The 22,401-nt window shown below is 73.4% G+C and carries 16 protein-coding genes and 2 pseudogenes; 7 read left to right on the top strand and 11 right to left on the bottom strand.

Annotated elements, in window-relative coordinates; genetic code table 11:
• The first annotated feature begins 701 nt into the window (after nt 1–701).
• Entirely contained in the window at nt 702–1,985 is a 1,284-nt protein-coding gene (locus TNCT1_RS35035) for a S41 family peptidase (RefSeq protein WP_235903061.1), read from the top strand.
• 173 nt (nt 1,986–2,158) lie between these two features.
• Nucleotides 2,159–2,256 (top strand): annotated as a pseudogene (locus TNCT1_RS35720).
• Nucleotides 2,257–2,357: 101 nt separating this feature from the next.
• Here the strand turns inward: TNCT1_RS35720 and TNCT1_RS35030 are convergent.
• Nucleotides 2,358–2,771: a hypothetical protein gene (locus tag TNCT1_RS35030; RefSeq protein WP_143640297.1), complete on the bottom strand. Its 414-nt coding sequence runs from the start codon at nt 2,769–2,771 to the stop codon at nt 2,358–2,360.
• A 273-nt stretch (nt 2,772–3,044) separates the two neighbouring features.
• On the opposite strand from TNCT1_RS35030, the gene TNCT1_RS35025 reads away from it, so the two are divergent.
• Nucleotides 3,045–3,617, top strand: a complete 573-nt coding sequence (locus TNCT1_RS35025) for a GNAT family N-acetyltransferase (protein ID WP_143640295.1) — start codon at nt 3,045–3,047, stop codon at nt 3,615–3,617.
• 64 nt (nt 3,618–3,681) lie between these two features.
• Here TNCT1_RS35025 and TNCT1_RS35020 read toward each other — a convergent pair whose 3' ends face one another.
• Both TNCT1_RS35020 and TNCT1_RS35015 read right to left on the bottom strand, forming a co-directional pair.
• Nucleotides 3,682–4,788, bottom strand: coding sequence for a hypothetical protein (locus tag TNCT1_RS35020; protein ID WP_143640292.1), 1,107 nt, complete (start codon nt 4,786–4,788; stop codon nt 3,682–3,684).
• Between the two features lie 323 nt (nt 4,789–5,111).
• Entirely contained in the window at nt 5,112–6,068 is a 957-nt protein-coding gene (locus tag TNCT1_RS35015) for a rubrerythrin family protein (protein ID WP_235903060.1), read from the bottom strand.
• Nucleotides 6,069–6,446: 378 nt separating this feature from the next.
• On the opposite strand from TNCT1_RS35015, the gene TNCT1_RS35010 reads away from it, so the two are divergent.
• Together TNCT1_RS35010 and TNCT1_RS35005 are read left to right on the top strand one after the other, a co-directional pair.
• Entirely contained in the window at nt 6,447–7,502 is a 1,056-nt protein-coding gene (locus TNCT1_RS35010) for an NlpC/P60 family protein (protein WP_373920530.1), read from the top strand.
• Between the two features lie 125 nt (nt 7,503–7,627).
• Nucleotides 7,628–8,038 (top strand): OsmC family protein, encoded by a 411-nt coding sequence (locus TNCT1_RS35005; RefSeq protein WP_143640288.1) that lies wholly within the window; start codon nt 7,628–7,630, stop codon nt 8,036–8,038.
• A 91-nt stretch (nt 8,039–8,129) separates the two neighbouring features.
• Here TNCT1_RS35005 and TNCT1_RS35000 read toward each other — a convergent pair whose 3' ends face one another.
• Nucleotides 8,130–8,987, bottom strand: coding sequence for a calcium-binding protein (locus TNCT1_RS35000; protein ID WP_235903059.1), 858 nt, complete (start codon nt 8,985–8,987; stop codon nt 8,130–8,132).
• Between the two features lie 264 nt (nt 8,988–9,251).
• On the opposite strand from TNCT1_RS35000, the gene TNCT1_RS34995 reads away from it, so the two are divergent.
• Nucleotides 9,252–11,075 carry a hypothetical protein gene (locus tag TNCT1_RS34995; protein WP_143640286.1) on the top strand — a complete coding sequence of 608 codons (1,824 nt, stop codon included), beginning with the start codon at nt 9,252–9,254 and terminating at the stop codon, nt 11,073–11,075.
• Nucleotides 11,076–11,182: 107 nt separating this feature from the next.
• On the opposite strand, the gene TNCT1_RS34990 is transcribed toward TNCT1_RS34995, so the two are convergent.
• Nucleotides 11,183–11,893 (bottom strand): DUF4232 domain-containing protein, encoded by a 711-nt coding sequence (locus TNCT1_RS34990; RefSeq protein WP_174266558.1) that lies wholly within the window; start codon nt 11,891–11,893, stop codon nt 11,183–11,185.
• 438 nt (nt 11,894–12,331) lie between these two features.
• Between TNCT1_RS34990 and TNCT1_RS34985 the strand changes: the two genes are divergently transcribed.
• Nucleotides 12,332–15,337, top strand: coding sequence for a glycosyl hydrolase (locus TNCT1_RS34985; RefSeq protein WP_143640282.1), 3,006 nt, complete (start codon nt 12,332–12,334; stop codon nt 15,335–15,337).
• 274 nt (nt 15,338–15,611) lie between these two features.
• Here the strand turns inward: TNCT1_RS34985 and TNCT1_RS34975 are convergent, their stop codons facing one another.
• The 6 genes and pseudogenes from TNCT1_RS34975 to TNCT1_RS34950 form a co-directional block, all read right to left on the bottom strand.
• On the bottom strand, nt 15,612–17,252 hold the full coding sequence (locus TNCT1_RS34975; protein WP_143640280.1) for a fused response regulator/phosphatase: 1,641 nt from the start codon (nt 17,250–17,252) through the stop codon (nt 15,612–15,614).
• A gap of 482 nt (nt 17,253–17,734) precedes the next feature.
• Nucleotides 17,735–19,600: pseudogene (locus TNCT1_RS34970) on the bottom strand (ATP-binding protein); the annotation flags it as partial.
• On the bottom strand, nt 19,597–20,646 hold the full coding sequence (locus tag TNCT1_RS34965; RefSeq protein ID WP_174266557.1) for an ATP-binding protein: 1,050 nt from the start codon (nt 20,644–20,646) through the stop codon (nt 19,597–19,599). The pseudogene TNCT1_RS34970 and the gene TNCT1_RS34965, both read right to left, overlap by 4 nt.
• Nucleotides 20,634–21,050, bottom strand: a complete 417-nt coding sequence (locus tag TNCT1_RS34960) for an anti-sigma regulatory factor (RefSeq protein WP_143640274.1) — start codon at nt 21,048–21,050, stop codon at nt 20,634–20,636. The genes TNCT1_RS34965 and TNCT1_RS34960 overlap by 13 nt, the downstream gene beginning before the upstream one ends.
• Nucleotides 21,047–21,415: an STAS domain-containing protein gene (locus TNCT1_RS34955; RefSeq protein ID WP_143640272.1), complete on the bottom strand. Its 369-nt coding sequence runs from the start codon at nt 21,413–21,415 to the stop codon at nt 21,047–21,049. Before TNCT1_RS34955 ends, TNCT1_RS34960 begins: the two co-directional genes overlap by 4 nt.
• Entirely contained in the window at nt 21,412–22,260 is an 849-nt protein-coding gene (locus TNCT1_RS34950) for an STAS domain-containing protein (RefSeq protein WP_143640270.1), read from the bottom strand. Before TNCT1_RS34950 ends, TNCT1_RS34955 begins: the two co-directional genes overlap by 4 nt.
• Nucleotides 22,261–22,401: the final 141 nt, after the last annotated feature.

The raw sequence follows: 22,401 nt of genomic DNA, 5'->3' as shown, positions 1-22,401 counted from the left end.
GGTGATACCGGTCGCGGCCAGAGCCGCGGCAGCCGACACAGCTGCGGTGACCACGGTCGAACGAAGCTTCATCTCACGATCTCCTGTCGTACAGAGAGACGCCGACCCGTCGGCCGACTCATGAGCGAATTTACCCATAAGCGACATGACAGGCATATCGGAATACTGGCGATTGGGCTCCGAACAGGGTATTTTCCGGCCCGCACCACGATCTGACTAATCATCACATTAGTTAGAGAAAAGGCCGATTGACATACTATTAGGCTTTCCAGGTGACATTCTGACGCCTTCTCACTCGTGTCGCCGCGGCGCGTCGCTGCAGACCCGATGCACTCAGCCGTGCTAGAGCGGGGCGGAGCCGACGGGCGCCGCGGCCGCCGCTGCCGGTGCGGACGAGGGCACGGGCGTCCGCGCGAGGGGTGGGGATTTCCCCCGCCCGGCCGGGCCTGCCAGCCGGATAGCGGGCCCACTCACCCGCCGAAGATCATGAAGGGATGGTGCCGAGGGATCTGACGGGGAGAGTGATCGTGCGTACCGGAAGCGGACCGGCCGGGGCGGGCAGGGCGGGCAGGGCGGCATTCGGGGGGCGGGCCCGGGGCAGGGGTGTGGCGGTCGCGGTGCTGCTCGCGGTGGCGGCCGGAACTGCCGCTCCCGCGGGCGCCGTTGGTGCCGCGCGAGGCCCGGCCGGCCGGGTGGACGGTGTGTGGCGCAGTGACGGCTACGGGACCGTGCTGTCCATTCACGAAGGGCGGCTGCGGGAGTATCAGGTGACCTCGGTGAGCTGTCTGCCCGGCGGCGGCTTACGGCGCACCGGGCGCGGCGGCGACGGTGCGGTGGTCTACACCGGCGCCGATGCGACCGTCTACCGGATACGTCCCCGGCGGCTCGGTCACAGCGCGACCCTGCACGTCGACGGGTCGGTCGGCGACCGGGAGCTGCGACGCCTTGCGGCGCTGCCCGGCCGGTGCGCCCAGGCGGCACCGGTGGGAGCACGGGCGGTCTTCGACACGTTCTGGCAGACCTTCCAGGAGAACTATCCCTTCTTCGCCGCCAAGGGCATCGACTGGCAGGCGGTCGGGAACCGTTACCGGCCGAAGGTCCGGGACGGGATGACGGACGCCGAACTCTTCGCGCTGCTGCGGTCGATGGTGCTGCCGCTGGGAGACGCGCACGTGTTCCTCGACGCGTACGGCACCGGGTTCTTCGCCCAGGGCCGGCCCGGCACCACGGTCCCCTCCCCCGAACTCGATCAGCGAGCCCAGCGGTACATCGAACAGCGGGACCTGGGCGGCACCCGGCTGCGGAGCTTCGCGGGCGGCCGCATCGGCTACGCCCGGCTGCCGGACGACACCGGCTACCTGCGGATCTCCGGCTTCGGCGGCTACGACGAGGCCGGCCCCACCTACGCGCGCAACAGCGCCGTGCTGGACGAGACGTTGAGCGAGGTGATCGAGCCCGGTCTGAAGCACCTGATCCTGGACCTGAGGATCAACGGCGGTGGTTCCGACGCGCTGGCGCTGCGGGTCGCCGAACGCCTCACCGACGCCCCCTACCTCGCCTACGCCAAGCAGGTCCGCAACACCCCTGACGACCCGGCGAAGTTCACCCGGCCACAGCCCGTTCGGGTACGGCCCGCGCCCGGCCGGTTCCGGTACACCGGGCCTCTGGCGGTGCTCACCGGCGGCGAGACCTACAGCGCCGGCGAGACGCTGACCCAGGCCCTCATGCAACGCCCGGCCCGGACCGTCCGGGTGGGACAGAACACGCAGGGCGTCTTCTCCGACATCCTGACCCGTGTCCTGCCCAACGGCTGGGCCTTCGGTCTGCCGAACGAGGAGTACCTCACCCCTTCCGGCACGACCTTCGACGGCCCGGGCATCCCTCCGGACATCCGCGCCGGCGACTTCGTCGAGGACATCGGCCGGGCGGCGCCGGACTCGGCCTTCGCACAGGCGCTCGCCGCTCTGCGCCGCCACGACCGGTAGCCGCTCGTCCCGGCGGGCCTGGCGGCGTGACGGGGGCCGCGCGGCGGGCGTCCGTCGGGCCGGCTCGGCGTCCTCCTCCCCCCTCCGTCAGCAAGGCGTCAGGCATGCGTCAGGGGGCCCTGCCAGAGTTGTTCACGTGAACGGCGCGGGGAACACCCCGGGGCCGGACACGGGGAGAGGTGCCCGGAGTGGTTGATCGGGGACCAGCGAGCATGCCTCACGGTCGGGCCTTTCGGGGCCCACGCAGGTTCGAATCCTGCCCTCTCCGCCAGTGTCGTCGCGCGTAGGCCCGCTCGGCGGGCCCGGACAGTTCAAGCCGGCCGGGGCCGCACCGAAGCGTTCGCCACGGCTGGGGCGCCCCGGCCGGCGTCGTCAGCGGGGCCCGCGGGGCCGGCTGAGGGCGAGAAGCGGAACGGCCAGGAGGAGCAGGGCGCCTTCGACGGCGAGGCTGACCAGTCCGAGCGGCTCGGTCCAGTTGCCGACGTCGTCGCGGTAGCCGGGCAGGCCCGGTCCTCGGGAGAGGACGTAGCCCAGCACGGGGCCTGCGGCGACCCCTGCCGCCAGCAGCCATCCCGCGCGGACGCGATTGGCGAGGAGCAGCACGGCGGCGATCACGGCCGCGATCTCCAGGACGTGGTAGGCGACGCCGATGTAGTAGGGGTCCCGCGTGGTGGTGAAGCCGCCTTGGTCCACGACATGGACCCCGGCCACCACGAGGCACAGCAGCGCTCCTGCCCATCTGGCCACCCAGCCGGTCCCGGGCGCTGTCACGGTGTCGTCCGGCATTGGGAGGGAACCCCCTTCTTCCTGCCCGGCGAGGCGCCCCGGGAGGGTGCGTCAGCAGCGTGCAGGCGCGTCAGTGACCGAAAGTTTCACCACTACGGCCAGTGTGCGTTGTCCTGGATGCGTGTGCCTGTCCGGCGCTCGCGGCGGGGCGGACGGGACCGGGGGCTGAGGAGTCGGCCAGCGGCGCGTCCGGCGGCGCCGGGAACGTACGCGCCCCGGCCGTCCGGGCAAACGGATGGCCGGGGGCGAGCGTGACACGGCAGGATGCCCCGTATGGCACTGCCCACCCCCGAGCTGCACACCGGCCGCCTGCGGCTGCGGCCGTTCACCGACGCCGACGCGGCGCCGCTCTACGCGCTGCACAGCAGCGCCCACGTGCTGCGTTACTGGGACTCCCCGCCGTGGACCGAACCGGCCCGCGCCCAGCGCTTCATCGCCGCCTGCCGAACGATCGAGGAGGAAGGCACCGGAGCGCGGGTGGCCGTCGACCGCGTCTGCGACGGCGCGTTCATCGGCTGGTGCGCCCTGAACAACTGGAACCCGGACTTCCGCAGTGCGTCCCTGGGCTACGTCTTCGATGCCGCCGCGTGGGGCCGCGGCTATGCCACGGAGACCGCGCACGCGGTCCTGCGGTGGGCGTTCGACACCCTGGACCTGAACCGCGTCCAGGCCGAGACCGACACCCGCAACGCGGCGTCGGCCCGGGTCCTGGAGAAGCTGGGCTTCGTCCGCGAAGGCACCCTCCGCGAGGACTGCGTCGTGAGCGGCGAGGTCTCCGACTCCTGGGTCTTCGGCCTCCTGCGCCGCGAGTGGCACCCGACGGCCACGCCGGGGGCCGGCCGCTAGGACCGGGACCGGCCCGCGGCCGCCCACCGCTGCCGGGTCCACCTCGGCCGTGGTGCGCCGCCGGCTAGAAGAGGTCGGCCGGGGTGCCCTGCGTGAGGTTCTCGAGGATCGTGCGCAGCCATGGGCTGCGGACGGCCGGTTGCCGGACCAGGGTGTGCTGGAAGGTTCCCCGGTCGGCCCGGAACAGGCGGCCGGGGGGCAGCGGGGGCGGGTCGTCGCGCAGGACGTCCCGGGGTATGCGGCCTGACGCGGGGACCGGCAGACAGGGCTGGGGAGAGACCAGCCAGAGCCACACCCCCAGCGGCAGCGGCACCAGGTGTGCCGTTGCGGCCGGGCCGGCGGGGGCCCACATCCGGCCTGTCTGGGGATGGACCGGTACGAGGAGGATGTCGGCGCCCGCGTCCGGGGAGGGCTGTCCCGGGCCGGCCAGGACGGCGCGCCGCTTCGGGGGGCCCGCGGGTAGCAGGGCGTCGAGCGCGCGCTGGAAGACGGCCGCGGTCAGACCGTCCGGGACGTTCACCGGCTGTCCTCGGGAGGCGACCAGCAGGTGGGCGAGCGCATGGCCGGCTGCCGCCTCCCAGCGCGGGCTCCAGGACCAGTAGTGGTCCGGGCCCAGTCGTCCTCCCCAGGTGGCGACCGGCTCGAAGGGGGGTGTCTTCTCTCCCTTCTTCGCCAGCTCCGTCCAGGACAGGGGCGCGGCGTGGGCACCGTCGACGGGGACGCGGTGCACGGCGTCCGGGCTGAGCCGCACCGCCTGCCAGAGGGAGCAGTCGTCGACCCTGGTCGCCACCGGCAGGTCGCAGGCCTCGCAGGCCATGTTGGGTCCGTCGGCTCCGTCGAGGCCGCAGCAGGCGCCGCCGCGTTTCTCGGGAATCAGCCGGGTTCCACGGACGTCGCCGGGGGCGATGACACTCGCCCCTGGTGTGCCGTCGGACAGGGCGTGGACCGGCGCGTGGATGCCGCGGGCCTCCGCCTCGCCCGGATCGATCTCGTCCCACATCCGCCACGGTCCTCCCCAGGGGTCCGGGTCCACGGCGAACGTCCCGGACTCCATGAGAACGGGAAGCTGGGCCCCGTTGCCGTACGTCTGCCGGGCGTGGACCGGCAGCGCGACCTGGGACAGCGGGGTGGTCAACTCGGCGCCGCATCCCGCGCACATGAAAACGAACAAATGTCCTCCGTCTGGGTAACGGAAGCATTTTGGCAGCTCTCCCCGGCGCCGGCCGGCCCGTGGCGCCCCGGCGCACCGCTGTCCGACCCCCGGCGCACCGCTGTGCGACTGCCGCGGTGACACGATCCGCCGGCCCGGCAGACAGGGCGGACCGTGGCTGAGGGGGTACGCGGAACGAACGCGTGGGGTCCGCGTCGGGTCCGCCTTCTGTGCGCCGTGTGCACGAAAAGCGTGGGGCGGTGGTCCGGCCGGCCTGGGTGAGGCGTCGGCCGGACCACCGCCCTGGCTGTGGCGTGCGGTCGGTCTCCCGGTGGTGCGAGCGGTCAGTGCAGTTGGTTGAGCGCCTTCTGGAAGGCCGCGGCGTGCTGGGACTCGTCCGCGGCGGTGTTGCGGAAGTAGCGGGCGGCGGCGGTGTCACCGAGGGCGGTGGCCCGCTTGGCGAACTGCGGGTACACCGTGGTCGCCTCGTTGTGCTCGCCGGTGACGGCCGTGCGCAGGTTGGTCTTGGTCGTGTGGACCAGGCCGGCCAGGACCGCTTCGCCGGCGAGGTGCTCCTGCAGTTCGACCTTGGCCGTGCCCTCCCACAGGCGGGCCAGCGCGCTGTTGCCGCTCTTGCGGGCGTAGGCGGCGAAGAGCATGTACTTGGCGTGGGCGAGCGCCTCGCCGTGCAGGGCGGTGTCCAGGTTGGCCTTGGTGCGGGCGGCCTTGACCTTGGCCGCCCCGGCGGGCACGGGCACCATGTCGGCCTTCGACGGCGCCGGGACGGTGCCGCGGCCGGTGGTGACGGCCGTGAGGGCCGCGCGGAAGGCGTCGCGGTGACGGCCCTCGTCCGCGGCGATCTCGGTGAAGAGTTTCGCGGCCGCGAGGTCTCCGTCGGCGCGGGCCCGGTCGGCGAAGCCGCGGTACATCACCTGGTGCTCGTAGGTCTCGCCGTTGATGGCCTGGCGCAGGTTCGCCGCGTTGGATCCGACGGTCCCGGCCAGAGCGGCCGCCTCGCGCAGGTGCTCGTTCAGCTCGGTCTGGGCCGTGCTGCGAAAGAGCCCGGCGGCGGCCGTTAGGCCCTGGCGGTCGGCCTCGGCGGCGAAGAGGTTGTAGGCGGCGTAGGCGTACGCCTCGCCCTTCATCGCGGTGGTCACGTCGGCGAACGTCTGGGTGTGGAGGGTCCGGGCGGCGGCGGGCGGGACCGGCTGCGGGCCTCCGGCCAGGGCCGGCGTGGCCGGAGCGGCGACGGCCAGTGCGCACAGACCGACCATGAGCGTGCGTGTCGAATGGCGGAACACGAGGTCCTCCTTCCGGGGGGCACCCGTCTGGGTGCGAACGCCCCTCCTCATGTCACCCGTGCCTGACCGTCCCTGCCCCTTCACGTCACCCACCCGAGTGAACACGAAGAGTGACCGATGTGTGCTGGGGCTCTCCCCCGGGACGTCGGAGCGCCGCGGGCGGGGGTCGTCGCGCCGGTTGGCGGCCCGCCGCGGCAGGGACGGACACCGGGCGCCAACGGGCCTACTTCTGCCGGTAGTTCTGCATGGTCTCCCGCCACGTGCCCGTGATCCACTCTCCGTGACGGGGGACGCCGGTTCCCCCCTCTCCCCTGTGCAGGACCGCCCCCCGCTCGGGTCACCGGCGCACCGGCCGGTGGCCGAAGGAACAGGAGTCCGATTTTCGTGACGTCGCATCGTCGATCGCATCGTCGACCCAAGCAGCCCAGCCGCACGCGTGTCACCGTGCTGACCACCGCCGCCGCGGCCGCCGTCGCGCTGAGCGCGAACGCCGCCAACGCCGCCCCGAGCGGGAAGCTCGGCAAGGACGAGGTCAAGGCGAAGGTCGACACGCTCTACGAGCAGGCCGAGCAGGCCACCGAGAAGTACAACGGCGCCAACGAGAAGCAGCAGAAGCTGCAGAAGGAAATCTCCACCATCCAGGACAACGTGGCCCGGGGCCAGCAGGAGCTGAACAAGCTCCGCGACGGCCTGGGCTCGCTGGCCACCGCGCAGTACCGCTCCGGCGGCATCGACCCCTCCGTCCAGCTCTTCCTGTCCGCCGACCCGGACGACTACCTCGACAAGGCCTCCACCCTCGACCAGCTGAGCGCCCAGCAGGTCGAGGCGCTTAAGAAGATCCAGGACAAGCAGCGCCAACTCACCCAGCAGCGGGCCGAGGCCACCGACAAGCTCAAGGACCTGGCCGCCACCCGCACCGAGCTGGGCAACAAGAAGAAGGAAGTCCAGAGCAAGCTCGCCCAGGCGCAGAAGCTGCTCAACACCCTGACCGCCAAGGAGAAGGCCGCCCTCGCCGCCGAGCAGCAGCGCGCCAACCGCTCCTCCAGCGAGCGCGTGGACCTGGGCAACGACACCTCCGCCTCCGGCCGGGCCGCCGCCGCCTTCTCCGCCGCCCGGAGCCAGATCGGCAAGCCCTACGTCCGCGGCGCCACCGGCCCCTCCTCCTACGACTGCTCGGGTCTGACCTCGTGGGCCTACGCCCAGGCCGGTGTCTCCATACCGCGCACCTCCGAGGCGCAGTCGGGCATCGGCACCCGCCTCACCCGCAGCCAGCTCCAGGTCGGCGACCTGGTCTTCTTCTTCAACGACCTGCACCACGTCGGCCTCTACGCCGGCAACGGCCAGATCCTGCACGCCCCGCGCACCGGCACGGTCGTGCGGTACGAGTCGATGGACACCATCGGCGGCCCGTTCATGTTCGGCGTCCGCGTCTGACCCGCCGGTCCGCCGGCCGGACCCCTTCGGTGCGAAGTCCCCTCCTTCTCGCCCCGGGTTGCGCCATGATGCGTGGACGGGTCCGGGCCGGGCTGCGGCCGCGTGAACGGCCACAGGAGGCAGGCATGGATGAGCGGTTCGCGGTGGTGGCGAGCGCGGGGTCGTTCCTGGCGCAGGACGGTGCGGAAGACGGCGACGACGTCCGGCTCCCGCACCGGTGGACGCCCGGCGGCGTCGGGGTGCGGTCGGCGTTCACCGGTGGCCACGTGCTCAACCTGGCGGTGGCGGCGTGCGTGCTCAACGACCTCTACCGCGAGGCCGAGGCCGCCGGGGTGGAACTGCTGGGTGTCCGGGTGCGGGCGGAGGGCGGCTTCGACACCTCCCGGTGGAGATCGACCGGCATCTCCTACGCCGTCGAGGTCGACAGCGACGCGCCGCGGGCCCTCGTCGAGGCACTGATCGCGGCCGTCGACGAGGCCGCCGAGATCCCCCGCGCCCTGCGCCAGGGCGCCGCGGTCACCCGCGCGGCGGACTGAGCCCCACGGGCGGGCTCCGCACGACAAGGCCGGGCCCGGGGGCAGGAGGCGGGGCGCGAGAAGGGGCCGCACCACCGGTGTGCCTACCGCGTCAGGGACGCACATCGACGTAGTCGCCGGCCGTCCTGGCCGGGCCGATGGTGCGGGTGCCGGTGAAGTTCCACCGCCAGCAGCCGTCCTTCACTGCCTTGACGGTGGTGCGCAGGCTTCCGGTGCCGCCGGTGTTCACCGTGGCCACCGTGGTGTACGTGCTGCTGTTCTTCGGCCGGAACTGCAGTCTCACGGCCTGGCCCGCGTATCCCGCATACCGGTAGGTGTCCCAGTCGGCCCTCACGAGTTTGCCGGTGACGGTGATGCGAGCGCCCTTGGCCACCGGTTCCGGTGCGGCGTCGACGGTGAGCCGCGCGGCCCGCTTGAGGCCGAACGACCCCACACCGGGGGCGAAGACGGACTCCCCGCTGCCGAGGTCGGCCAAGGCGTCGACCGACCATGTTCCCGCGTTGGCGTTGGCCAGGTCCACCGGGTCGTCGCTGCCCGGAGCCGGGTGGGCGTTGACGGTGAACACCGTCGTGCATGCCGTCGTCGTCTCGCAGAACGCGTCGGTGGTGTAGAAACCGCCGTGCGGCCCCTTCAGGTCCACGTCGGCGAAGACCAGACCGGGGTCGTCCGATCCGGTGACCGTGACCGGGAACCGCACGTTGCGGGTGACGCCTACGACGACGTCGTGTCCCGAGTTGACGGTGGCGCCGCCGACCTCCGGATCGCCGGGCGCGGCGCCGGCCGGGGCGCCCGGTGCCGTCAGCATGACGGCGACGGCCCCCACCACGAGGCCGCGGCGTGTGGCGCGGCCGACGGGCTTGCGCGGCAGGGCAGGTGAGGCGGCGGTGAGCGAGGCGATGTCACGCCCGCGCGTTCGTCTGTCGCTGGACGGTGCGGCGAAGCGGCTCATGGGTCCTCCCGGGGGATGACGGGCCTTGCTGCCGGCCACCGCCCGAGCGGGCGGTCGGTGGCGGGTGCAGGAGGCCGGTGCGGGTCACTGCCTACGACTGCCGAACCGGTCAGATCGTTGCCCCGGCCGGGGCGACGAGCACAGGCTCGACCACGTCCCGCACCCGGCGCGCTCTGGCGGGGCGGCAGCAATTCCTTCGACAGACCGCGCGACCGGATGGCAGGCTGCGCGCATGAGCTACGGAATCGAGTCCCACTCCACCCGGTGAGCGCCCGGGAAGAGCGCCACGCGCCGCTCACCGCCCCGACCGCTCTGTACGACCAGGCCCGGCACCTGCTGGGCGGATCCGCCGGCGGGATCCCGCCCTGGCGCGGCTACGGCTTGCCGCGAAGGACCGCGACCGGCGCACGTCCGCTTTCCGGGGAAGAGGCGTGGAGCGGCGTCCGGGAGGCATTCAGCCCGCTCCCGGGCGACGCTGTCACCCTGCAGCGCCGCTTCGCACGCCTCGGTGTCGAGGCTCGCCACCGGCACCTGGTCAGGTCCGTCGTCGCCGAACTGCCGCTGCCGGCCGGGGAACGGGACGCGGCCCGCACCCTGGGGCGGCGGCTCGTGCGGACCGCGTCGACGGTGCCCGCCGTCACCGCGGGTATCGCCCTGCTGGGCCGTCTCGGCACCCTCGAGGACGTCGCCTGCCTGCGTGTCCTCGCCGTGTTCCGGGACCTCACCGGCATGGCGGTCGACGCGCTCGACCTCCTCGACCGCCGCAGCGCGGCTGTCGTGTGGCTCGCGGTCCGCGCCCGCCGCGACGAGTTGCAGCCGCTCGTTCATGCGCTGTGGGCAGGTGACCGGCGGGCCGTGCGCGCGGAGCTGGTCTCGCTTCCCGCCTCGCCGCGCTTCGTCAACAGCGCGGTCGCCCGCCGGATCGCGGAGGCTTGTCAGCTGACCGATCTGCTCGACGGCGACCCCGACGACACCCGCCTGCTCGCCCGCGCGGGCGGGCTCCTCGTGCGGATGGGTCAGTCACGGGGCGACGTGAGCGACCTCCTCGCCTACCGCGACGGGCTCCGCGTGTACGAGCTCGTCGTCAGCCGAGCCGGTCGTCTGCCTCCCACCCTCGACAACGCCGCCATGCTGCTGTCGCTCGCCCTCGACCTGTCCAGCGGCATCGGCGTGCTGCTGGACTGGCCGCCCGGGCTGCGCGCGGCGCTGCTGGAGGCGCTCGGGCGGCTGCTGGCCGAGCCTCGGTGGGTGTCGGCAGGCGCCAGCGCGGGTGATGCGGAGCAGCGGCGGCGCAGCGACTGGATCCGCCGCACCGGACGGCAGCCGTTCAGGAGTCCCGCCGCGTCCGGCGGGTTCCGTATCGAGGTGGTCGCCGGCGACCCCGCTCACCGGGCTCCCATCGAGGCACGGGTGCTCATCGACGGCCGTCCGGTGGTGCCGGCGCTGTTCGGCCGCGGCCCCGCCCACAGCCCCGAGTACCTCCTGGACGACGGCCGGCTGCGGGCCGGCACCGAGCCGCGCGAAGTGCAACTGGCGGAGGCGAACTGCACCGAAGGGTGCTGCGGCGCGCTCTACGTCACGATCCGGCGGGACGCGCATCAGGTGGTGTGGGAGAACTGGCGGCAGACCCTGCCGGGTTCGCGTGAGCCCGCACCCGCACTGCCCGCCTGCCGGTTCGAGGCCGCGGCCTACGAAGCGGAGATCGCCCGGGCGGCGACCGACTGCTCCTGGTCCTGGCGCACTCGTGCCGTCGCCAGGCTGATCAAGGCGGGGCTGGTGGAGAACCCGGACCTGCTGAGCCGGTGGGATGCGGGCCGAGGCTGGATCGGCAGCGGCTGCGACGACCCCGACACCGCCGTGGTGACCTTCTGGTACGTGCCCGGGCTCGCCTCCGGCAGACCGGAACGGGCGGATAGGCCCCTGCAGTTCCGCTGGGTCATCACGGACGACGGCACCGCGCCCGAGTCACAGGCCGCCGCCGCTCTGCGCCGGCTGGCCCACGAGGATCCGAAGTCCTACGCGCGGGTGTGCGGTGGCAGCCGCGAACGCGCGGAGGAGCTCGGATTCGCCTGGCCGGACAGCCCTTAGCCGGCGGCCCCCGCCCCCACCGGCCGCACGGAGAGACGACGGCCGGGGAAGGGCGGGGCCGAAGGCGGGGGCCGGCGCCTTCGGGCGCATGGCTGGCCGACGGTTCGTCAGAAGTCGTACGGCTTCTTGGTGTTCCAGTTCAGCACATCGGCCTCGTTCCAGCTGAACTGCGGCTTGTGGCCCTTGGCGTCGACGGAGTAGAAGGGGCCGACGTGACCGTCCGCGCCGCGCAGGGCGAGGGCGAACGAGCGCGCCGTGTGGTGGTTCGAGCCGTAGTCGAAGAGGTTCACCGCGCTGTAGGCCTTGGCTCCGGGCCGGAGGGTGATGCGCTTGTCGCCGCCCGGGGCGTCCTTCTTGGAGTGCGGCAGTGCGGCGCCGTCGTCGTCGAGCTTCACGGCCGGGTAGGAGGTGACCCAGCACGGTGTGGTGCCCTCGTTCGACGCGGTGAGCAGCAGGTGGTCGCCCGGCTGGCCGGCGAACCGGTGCACCGCGGTGACCAGCATCTCGTCTCCGCGGCACGGGCGGGTGCCGGCCGTCGTGCTCGTGCCGGCGATCCGGGCCGCCGCGCCCATGGCGGCCGCCGGGCGCGCCGCCCGTTCGGCGCCGCCCTTGGTGCTGACGGCCTGCTCCACGCTGCCGTTGCCGTTGTCGTTGCCGTGGGATGCGGGCCGGTTCTGCGTGGTGGCGGCGGCGTGGTCCGCGCCGTCCGCCTTCGAGTCGCCGCCGGCGCCGCAGGCGGTCAGGCCCAGCGCCAGCGCGGCGGTGGCGGCGGCCAGGGCGGCACAGCGGGCGGTGCGGTGGGCGCGGTGCGTGGTCATGATGAACTCCCCCATGGTCGGTCAGGATGCGGCGCCCGTCCCGCTCCCGCAGGGCGGTGGCCGCATCGGCTGTTTCGCACCCCGTGAGATGACGCCGGGCAGGGTGTTGTCCCCCCCCCCCCCCCCCCCCCCGGTCTGTCCGCATTCGGTAACAGGCGGCGGGCGCCGGCACACCCGTGGGCGACCGGGCGCCGCGGGCGGGGCCGGGACCGGGCGGGGGGTGCGGTGACGGCCCGTCACGTCGCCGGTGTGGACCGGCTGTCGGGGCGCGGCGGTGGGCCGCATGCTCACTGTCCCGCTCTTTTGAATCGTTGTCCAACCTCTTGACCCGGCTTCACCGCGCGGTTAGCGTTCCGGCGCCCCCCTGGTTTGAAACGATTCATTCGCTGTCTTCCGAAGTTTCACTCGGCACGCCGTACTTCTTTTGAGGCTGGAAACATGCACGAGACCTTCTCGCAGCGCCGCGGGGTCACCCGCCGTTCGATCCTCGCCGCCGGTGCGGCGGCCGGGACCGTCGCCGCCCTCGGCCCGGTGCTCCCCGCGGCCCCGGCGGCCGCCGACCCGGCCGGGCGGTTCACCGGCGCCGACTGGTTCGCCGACCCCTCACGCGCCGTCCGGCCGAAGTTCCGCTGGTGGTGGCCGGACGGGCTGGTCGACCCCGACGAGATCGCCCGCGAGGTGGACCAGATCGCCGACGCCGGTTTCGGCGGCGCCGAGATCGCCGCCGTCCACCACAGCATCAGGGACACGGCCGCCCTGGACACCGCTCGCCACGGCTGGGGAAGCCGGCCCTGGCGCGACGGCGTGGAGGCCGCCCTCCAGCGGGCCGCCAGACGCGGGCTCACCATCGACCTCACCCTGGGCCCGAGCTGGCCCACCGCGGTGCCGGGCGTCACGCCCGACGACGAGGCCGCGGTGAAGGAACTCGCCCACGGCCAGGTCCTGGTGGCCGGCGGCACCACCTACGACGGCCCGGTGCCCGCGTCCGTGCGCGCGGCCGCCTCCGGCGTCGGCGAGCAGATGCTCCTCGGCGTCCAGGCCGCCCGGGTGAACACCGCCCACTCCACCCGCAAGGAGACCGGTCTGGACGCCGCCAGCGTCACCGACCTCGGCGACCGCGTCAGGGACGGGAAGCTGACCTGGACCGCCCCCGACGACGGCGACTGGGTGCTGATCTCCTACTGGCAGCGCGGCTCGGGCCAGCAGCCCGAGGCCGGCCCGCACTCCGTGCCCGCCGCCTGCGTCGTCGACCACTTCAGCGCCGCGGGCACCGCCGCCGTCACCGGCTACTGGGAGCAGCAGATCCTCACCCCTGCCGTGCGCCGGCTGCTGCGGGCCGCGGGCGGCGCCTTCTTCGAGGACTCCCTCGAACTGGAGACCAACGGCCTGCAGTGGACGCCGGCACTGCCCGAGGCCTTCAAGGAGCACACCGGGCGCCCGCTGCTGCCGCACCTCGCGGCCCTCGTGCTGGACAAGGGCAACCAGGTGTTCGCGTTCGAGGCGCAGCTCACCCAGGAGATCCGGCACGACTTCTGGGAGACGGTCTCCCAGCTGTACAACCGCCACCACGTCAGCGCCCTGCGCGACTGGGCGCACGGGCTCGGCATGCGGCTGCGGTCCCAGCCGTACGGGCTGCAGACCGACGCCATCTCCACGGGCGCGCTGCTGGACATCCCCGAGGGCGAGTCGCTCGGCTTCAAGAACCTCGACGACTACCGGTGCCTGGCCGGCGGCCGGGACATGGCCGGGCACACCGTGCTGTCCTGCGAGGCGGGGGCGTACGCCGGTTCGGCGTACAGCACCACCTGGGACCGGTTCCTGCGCACCATGGGCGGCGCGTACGCGGCCGGCGTCAACCAGACGGTGATCCACGGCTTCTCCTACGCCACCGCCCCCGGGGTGAGCTGGCCGGGGTTCGCCGCGTTCAGCCCGTACAACGGAGCGCCCGGCTACGGCGAGTCGTGGGGGCCGCGGCAGCCCACCTGGCGGCACGTGGCGGACATCTCCGGCTACCTCGGCCGGGTGCACGCGGTGCTGCAGAGCGGTACGCCCCGCGCGGACGTGGCGGTCTTCCGGCAGACCGGCTACACCGCCACCGGCATCGGCGCGTCCTGGTTCACCTCGACCGGCGTGCCGCTGGGCTGGACCCACCAGTTCCTCAGCAGCCCGCTGCTCGACCTGCCGAACGCCACCGTCCGCGGTGGCCGGCTCGCGCCGGACGGGCCCGCCTACAAGGCGCTGTTCGTGGAGGGCGACTTCTTCTACTCCTCCTCCCCCACCCTCGCCCTGGCCGACGCGGAAAAGCTGCTGGCGCTGGCGAGGGCGGGACTGCCGGTGGTGTTCCTGGGCGCCTTCGACCAGGCGCTCACCCCCGGTGTGCCGGCGGACGGGGAGAGCGGCCGGCTGCGGCAGGTGATGGGCGAACTCCTCGCCCTGGCCAACGTGCGGCGCGTCAGCGACAAGACGGCCGTCGGCGCGGCGCTGGCGCAGCTGGGCGTCAGCGCCGACGTGCGGTACCCGGCCGCGTCCACGGTGCTCAACGCCCACCGGGTGACCGAGGAGGCGGACTTCTACTACCTGTGCAACGGCAAGCACGCCGAGACCGTCAAGCCCGCCGTCGCCGCGGTCGACCACGACGTCACGCTGCGCCGCACCGTCGGGAAGAACACCGTGCCGTACGTGCTGGACGCGTGGAGCGGTGAGATCGTGCGGCTCGCTCAGTACAGCGAGGACGGCGACGACATCACCCTGCGCGTGCGGCTGCAGCCCGGGCAGACGCTGATCGTCGCGCTGGGCCGGCCCGGCCTGTTCGCCGGCCGGCTCGGCAACCGGCCGCACGCCGTGGCCACCGACGCGGACCGGGCGCTGTTCACCGAGGACGGGCTGGCCGTGCGGGCGGCCGCCGCGGGCACGTACACCACCCGGCTGTCCCAGGGCCGTACGGTCACCACCCGCATCGGCGACGTGCCCGGCCCCCTCACGCCGACGAGCTGGAAGCTGACCGTGGAGGACTGGCGGCCCGGCTCCTCTGCGGCCCGCACCGAGGTCACGCGGCACGAACTCACCCTCACCCAGCTGCTGCCGTGGTCGCAGATCCCCGAACTCGCCGACGTGGCGGGCATCGGCACCTACCGCACCACGCTCACGCTGCCCGCCGGCTGGAGCGCGGCGCACGGCGCCTACCTCGAACTCGGGCAGGTCAGCGACACCTGCCGGGTGACGGTCAACGGCGAGCCGCTGCCGGCGATCGACCGGACCCACCCGGTGGCCGACCTGGGCACGCGGCTGCGCGGCGGCGACAACGTCATCGAGGTCGAGGTCGCCACGCCCCTGGTCAACCGGCTGCGGATCACCAACCCGGCCGTCTTCGGCACGACGGCCCGCCAGCCGTACGGGCTGACGGGCCCGGTGCGGGTCGTCCCCTACGGGCAGGCGCAGCTGTAGGGCGCCGCACGGGGGCCGTATCCGTCCGGTGCCGGGCGGGTGCGGCCCCGGCCGCATCCGGGGATGCGAAGAACCCCGCCTCCAGCGTGGAGGCGGGGTCTCGGTGTGTGGAGCGCCGGGCAGGCCTTGCACCTGCATCTCCCCGCAGGAAGCGGGACGTCTTTCCTTGGACCACCAACGCACGGGCGGCCGACCGGGGTTCCGGCGGCGACCTCAAGATCAACTATAGCGCACGGAGGCCGGGCGGCGGTTCCGGCGCACGGGGCTGCCCCTTTTACGGCCTCGGCAGGGGGTGCGGTCGGGCGGTGGTGGTGGGGTTGAGGCGTACGGCCATGAGGGCCACGTCGTCGTTTCCGTCGGGGGACAGCCGCCGCAGCAGGCGCGTGCAGGTCTCCTCGGGGTCGGCGGAGTCCTCGCCGGCCACGTCGGCCAGGGAGGCGAGGGACGTCTGGAGGTCCTCGTGGCGGCGCTCGATCAGGCCGTCGGTGACGAGCAGCAGGAGTGTTCCGGGGGGTGCGGTGACCTGGTGGGCCGGCGGGTGGGGCAGGCCGAGTCCGAGCAGCGGGCCGTGCTCGGTGACGTAGGCGGTGGTGCCGTCGGGGGCGCGCAGCAGGGGCGGCAGGTGTCCGGCGTTGGCGATGTGGAGGGTGTCGTGGCGGTGGTCGACCAGGACGACGCACAGGGTCACGGTGGCACCGGGCTGGACGGTCGTCAGGTGGCGGTCCAGGCGGGAGAGGATCGCCTGGGGCGGGTGGCCCTCGGTGGCGTAGGCGCGCAGCGCGTGGCGGATCTGTCCCATCACCATGGCGGCGTCCAGGGAGTGGCCGGCGACGTCACCGACGGCGACGACCAGGCCGGCCGGTGTGTCGATGGCCTCGTAGAAGTCGCCGCCGATCTCGGTGTGGTCGCCGGCCGGGAGGTAGCGCACGGCCAGGTCGGCGCGTGCGGTGTGGGGCAGGCTCTCGGGGAGGAAGCTGCGTTGCAGGGTGAGGGCCAGGGCGTGTTCCTCGCTGTAGCTGCGCAGTGCTTCCAGGGCCAGTGCGCAGGCCTGGGTGAGCTGGGTGAGGAGCCGTTCGTCGTCCTGGGTCGTCAGGGCGCCGGCGGGGACGAGGAGCGCGACCGGGGGCCGTTCGGTCTTGGTGCGGCCCACGACCACGCGGCGGTCGGCGGGGGCCTTCAGTTCGGCGGGCAGGCAGGGCAGGGGGACGGCCTGCCCGGTGGCGGCCCAGGCCCGCACTCGTTCGCCGTCCTGGGCCCAGCCGGGCGCGGGATGTGTCTGCGGCTCGGCGGAGCAAGTGTCCGCCGGGTCGTCGTGCCAGGTGTGGGCGATGACCGGGTGGCCCTGGGGGGTGGTGAGGATCGCGGCGGCGGCGCAGCGCAGGAGGGCCGCCGCGCCCTTGGCCGTCGCGCGGATCAGTTCGCCCGCGTCGGGGGCGCTGTACAGGGCGAGGGTCACGGTGTTGAGCAGGTGCAGCCGTTCGGCCAGGCGCTCGGCGCGGCGGCGGGCCCGGGCGTAGCGCAGGCTCGCGGTGATGGTGGCGAGGAGTTCGTCGGGGGCGATCGGTTCGACGAGGTAGGCGTCCGCGCCGCGGTAGAGGCCCTGGGTGCGGTCCTGGACGGTGATGGCGGACGCCGAGATGTTGATCACCGGGATGGAGGCGGTGAGCGGGTCGCTCTTGATGCGCTCGCACACCTCGAGGCCGGTGATGTCCGGGAGCCGGACGTCGATGACGGCGGCCTCCGGCTGCTCGCCGCCGGGCGCGAGCAGTTCCAGGGCCCGGGTGCCGTCTTCGGCCTCGAGGACCTGGTGTCCGGCGCGGCGCAGGGTGGTGGCCAGGACGTAGCGGTTGGTGGGGTTGTCGTCCACGACGAGGATCTGTGCCGGAGATCTGTCCTGTTCCAGTGCGTGGCTCATCGGCGTTCCTCGGCGCTGCGGTCGTGGGCGGGTGGGTCTGCGGGCTCGGCGGTCGGCGGGGGCCCGGGAGGGCCGGCCGGTGCGGGGGCGCCGGTCGGCGCCGGCCGGTGAGGCGGTGCCGCGGGGTGTCGCGGCGGACCCGGCGGGCCGGAAGGGCCGGACGGATCGGATGAATCGGACGGGCCGGGCGGGTCGGACGGACCAGGCGAGCCGGCCGGACCAGGCGGGTCGGACGGGTCGGACGGGCCGGACGGGCCAGGTGGGTCGGACGGACCAGGCGAGCCGGGCGGACCAGGCGGGCCGGACGGACCGGACGGACCAGGTGGGTCGGACGGACCAGGCGGACCGGGCGGACCAGGCGGGCCGGACGGACCGGACGGACCAGGTGGGTCGGACGGACCAGGCGGACCGGGCGGACCAGGCGGGCCAGACGGACCGGACGGACCAGGTGGGTCGGACGGACCAGGCGGACCGGGCGGACCAGGCGGGCCAGACGGACCGGACGGACCAGGTGGGTCGGACGGACCAGGCGGACCGGGTGGACCCGGCGGACCCGGCGGGCCGGTCATGGCTGTGGCGATGCGCTCGGCCGTCAGGTGTGACTTGTTCAGGACGGCGCGGGCGTGGGTGAGGCGGGAGCGGTCGACGTGGGCGGGGTCCAGGGCGGTCAGGACGGCCACGGGGAGGTGGGCCGTGGCCGGGTCGGCGGCCAGCAGGGCGAGGACCTGGTAGCCGTCGGCGCCGGGCATGTTCAGGTCGAGGAGGACGGCGTCGGGGCGTTCTCGTTCGACGGTCCGCACGGCCCGGGTGCTGTCGGTGAGGATCGTGACGGCCGCGGCGAGCTGCTCCAGGACGGGGCGCAGGCCGGCGAGGAAGGCCTCGTCGTCGTCGACGACCACCACCGACCGCCAGATCGGTGCCCGCGGTGCGGTGCTCCGCCCGGGTCCCGCGGGGGCGGGGGTGCCGGGCGTGGGCGGGGTGGGGGCGGGGGTGCGGCCGGGCAGTTCCACGGTGACGCGGGTGCCGCGTCCCGCCTCGCTGTGCAGGGTGAGGGTGCCCCCGAGCAGTTCGGTGAGCTTGCGGGCGTAGGGCAGTCCGAGTCCGGTGCCGGCCCGGCCGCGCTGGTGCGGGCCGCGTACCTGGTAGAACTCCTCGAACACGTGGTCCAGTTCGTCCGCGGGGATGCCCACGCCGGTGTCGAGGACGGTGAAGACGAACCAGTCGGCGCCGTTGCGGTCGTGTTCGGTGACGTCCAGGGTGACGGAGCCCTCGACGGTGAACTTCAGCGCGTTGGACAGGAGGTTGCGCAGGACGCGGGTCAGCATGGTCTCGTCGGTGTGCAGGACGGACCGCTGGGCGTAGTCGGGGATGTGCAGGCTCACGGTGGGGTGCGCGGTGCCGTGGAGGGTGCCGCGCAGCTGGTGCAGGACGGAGCGCAGGTCGGTGTCGGCGGGGTGCGGCTCCAGCCTGCCCGACTCGGCCTTGGCGACGTCGAGGAGTTCGTCGACGAGGGCCAGGAGGGTGCTGCCGGAGGACTGCACGAGGGCGACCTGCTGGCTCTGCTCGGGGGTCAGGGCGTCGGCGGCGGGGTCCAGCAGGAGCCGGGTGAGGGCGATGACGGAGTTCACCGGGGAGCGCAGCTCGTGGCTGACGTTGGCCCAGAAGCGGGTCTTGTACTCGTCGGCCAGCTCCAGCTGGCGGGACTTGTCCTCCAGTTCCGCGTACAGCGCGACGACGCCGCTGTTGGTCTTCTCCAGTTCGCCGGCCAGTTCGGAGTAGAGCGCGACCACGCCGGCGTTGGTCTCCTCCAGTTCGGCGTTGAGCTGCTGCAGTTCCTCCTGCTGCTGCTGGGATTCCTCCAGGGCGGCCAGGAGCTGGCTGTTCTGCACGCGCAGGGTGTCGATGAGGTCCAGGCCGTCCGCCCGGTTGAGTCTGCCGGCGATGTCGGCGGCGAGTTCGGGCAGGGGCCGGGCGGTGGCGGGGGCGCGCAGGGCGAAGGTCAGCTCGTGGCCGCCGCCTGGCTGCGGGGGGCGGTAGGTGCACGCGTCGAGCAGGCGGGTGGCGGACTTGAGCATCTCGGGCCGGGGACGGGCCGGTCCGTGCCAGCGGAAGCGTACGGACAGCATGGGGTGGCCGGTGTCCTCCAGGCAGAGCCGTGCGGTGAGCCGGGCGGCGCCCAGGAGGTGTTCGCCGGCCGCGCTCACCACGGTGGCGAGGCGGACGAGAGGGGGGCCCGCGATGCCGGTGACCCGGCACGCGGACTGGCTGAACCGGCGCAGGGCGAAGACGTCCCGGTCCTCCCGCAGGGCGATCGTGACCAGTTCCTGGGCGGCCGGCCCGCCGCTCACGGCCGCCTGTGCCCGGCCACGACGATGCCGGCGTCGTCGCGGCGGACGCCGGCCTGGTTGAGGAGCTGGGCTGCGACGAGGGAGGGGTGGTGGGCGAACAGACCGGGGAAGTCGGCGGGCTTCCACCGGTCGCTGAGGCCGTCGGAGTGCATGACCAGCACGGCGCCGGGCGGGAACGCGGCGTCGAAGGTGCGCGGGCGCGGAAGCTGCAGGCCGACGATGCCGGGCAGGGACAGCAGTCCCGTGCGGCCGCCGTCGGCGGTGACCAGGGCGCTGATGTTGCCGACGCCCATGAGTTCCACGCGGTGGCGTCGTGCGTCGATGAGGGCGAGGGCGACCGCGGCGCCGCGGGTTCCTTTCAGTGCGCGGTGCACGTCCTGCATGACGGCGCCGGGGCTGGTGCCCCTGCTCTCGCGGAAGGCGCCGCGGGCCAGCTCCGAGACGCGGGCGGCCAGGGGCCCGTGCCCCAGGCCGTCGCACATCAGTACGAGCGTGGCCTCACCGTCGTCGCGTGCCACGGTGCGCACGGCCCAGGTGTCCCCGCAGACCTGTTCGCCGCCGATCGGGCGGGTCAGGCCGCCGGCCTCGACGGGGCCGGCGTCCGGCGGGGGGCCGTCGGGGGTCCAGAACCGGGTGTGGACGACCGAGCCGCGGCCCGGCAGGGTGTGCACGGCGAAGCTGTCGGCCGTGCGTGCGATGGCGCCGAGCCCGATGCCCAGCGTTCCGGTTCCCGAGGTGCCGTCGCGCAGGGCCGCGCCGAGGTCCCTCATGCCGGGTCCGGTGTCCAGGGCCAGGCATTCCACGGCGGCGCGGTCGCGGGAGCGGACCACGTGCAGGGCGAGGGCGCCGTCCTCCGCGTGCTTGAGGATGTTCGTGGCCATTTCGGTCACGCACAGTTCGACCTGCGCGACGCGTTCGGCCTTCAGGCCGATGCTGCGGGCGAGGTGTCCGGCGGTGCGGCGCGCGGCCGCCGCGAGGGCGACGTCCGCGCGCAGCCAGGTGACGTCACCGGCTTCGCAGACCAGGGTCGCGGTCACCGGCCCCACTTCACAATGCGCACCGTGGTGCCCGTCGGTCCCGACTCGATGTCGAACTCGTCGACGAGCCGTTTGGCGCCGCTCAGTCCGAGGCCCATGCCGTTGCCGGACGTCCAGCCGTCGGTCAGGGCCAGGTCGATGTCGGGGATGCCGGGCCCCTGGTCGGCGAACTCCACGAAGATCCCGGTGCGGCCCGCTTCGCCGACGGTGGCCGCCCGGACGACGCCGCCTCCGCCGTAGATGAGCATGTTGCGGCCCAGTTCGCTCGCCGCCGTGACCAGTTTGGTCTGGTGGACCAGCGACAGGCGGCTGCGCTGGGCGAGGGTGCGGACCATCTGCCGTGCGGTGACGACATCGGCGCTGCTGGCGACCGGCACGCTCTCGCTCGTGGCTTCCTGCGCGTAGTTCCTCATGCGCGGCCCGCGGTCAGCCGCCGCAGGAGCCTGAGTCCGCGCTCGAGGTTGAGTGCCGTGCGGACACCGTTCAGGGAGAGGCCGAGTTCGACGAGCGTCATGGCGACGGCGGGCCGCATGCCGACGACGATCGTCTCGGCCCCGAGTATCCGGGAGATGGACGCGTTGGTGGCGAGCATCCGTCCGACGAAGGAGTCGACGATCTCCAGTGCGGAGATGTCGATGACCACGCCTCTGGCGCCCGTTTCGACGATCCGGCTGGAGAGGTCCTCCTGCAGGTCCATCACCATCTGGTCCTCCAGATCGGTCTGGATGGAGACCAGCAGCGTGTCACCGATCTTCAGTACGGGAACGCGGTCGGTCACAGCAGGGCTCCCGCGTTCTCCTCGGTGTCCCGGGCGATCTCCTTGAGTGCCTGGCGCAGGGCGTCGGACAGCGAGGCGTTCGTGGGGATGTCCCCGAACTCGATGCCGAGGGCGACGATCGTCTGCGCGATCTGCGGCCGGATCCCCGAGATGGTGGCCTGCGCCCCCATCATGCGGGCGGCGACGACGGTCTTCAGCAGGTGCTGCGCGACCTGGGTGTCGACGGTCGGGACGCCGGTGATGTCGATGATCGCGTGCGTGGAGTCGCTCTCGACCAGGGTCTGCAGGAGCTTTTCCATCACGACCTGGGTGCGGGCCGAGTCCAGGGTGCCGACCAGGGGCACGCCCACCACGCCGTCCCACAGCTTCACCACGGGCGTGGAGAGCTCCAGCAGCTGCTCGGCCTGCGAGGCGATGATCTCCTCGCGTGTCCTGACGTACGCCTCCGTCGTCAGCAGGGCGAGGTCGTCCAGGAGCCGGGCCAGCCTGAGGTAGACGCGGACGCCGTCCTCGCCGTTGACCAGCTCCGGTTCGAGGACCTCCTTGAGCGCCAGCACGCTGCGCGCGGTCTCGCTGGGCGTGAAGCCCTGCCGGGCCCGGTTGCGGGAGAGCTCGATCAGGAGGCTGCGGACCTCGCCGAAGTGCTCGCCCGGGTCGTCCAGGCCGCCGGTGCGGAGCGCCTGGCAGACGGCCTCGTACAGATCGGTCAGCTCGCGCTCCATCTCGGCCGTGCTCAGCCGCCCCTGCAGCGACTCGCCCACGGTCTGGGCCCAGCGCGCGATGAAGTCGTCATGACGGGCCACCAGCGTGTCGACCAACCTGTGCGCGTTGTCCTCGTTCACCACTTAACCCGCCATGTGTTCGATTGAATATGCCGCACTGACGATACGGCAACGTACGCACGCCGCCGACGCCGAGCCCGGCCCGGGCGCGCGTGCCGTGCGGCCGGGCCGGCGGCCCCGCGAGCAGCGACAACACGCCGGGCC

Source organism: Streptomyces sp. 1-11 (genome assembly GCF_007176755.1).
In the GTDB taxonomy this organism is placed as follows: Bacteria; Actinomycetota; Actinomycetes; order Streptomycetales; family Streptomycetaceae; genus Streptomyces.
The sequence above is the reverse complement of the archived record's forward strand: the minus strand, read 5'-3'. Positions and strand labels throughout refer to the sequence as shown.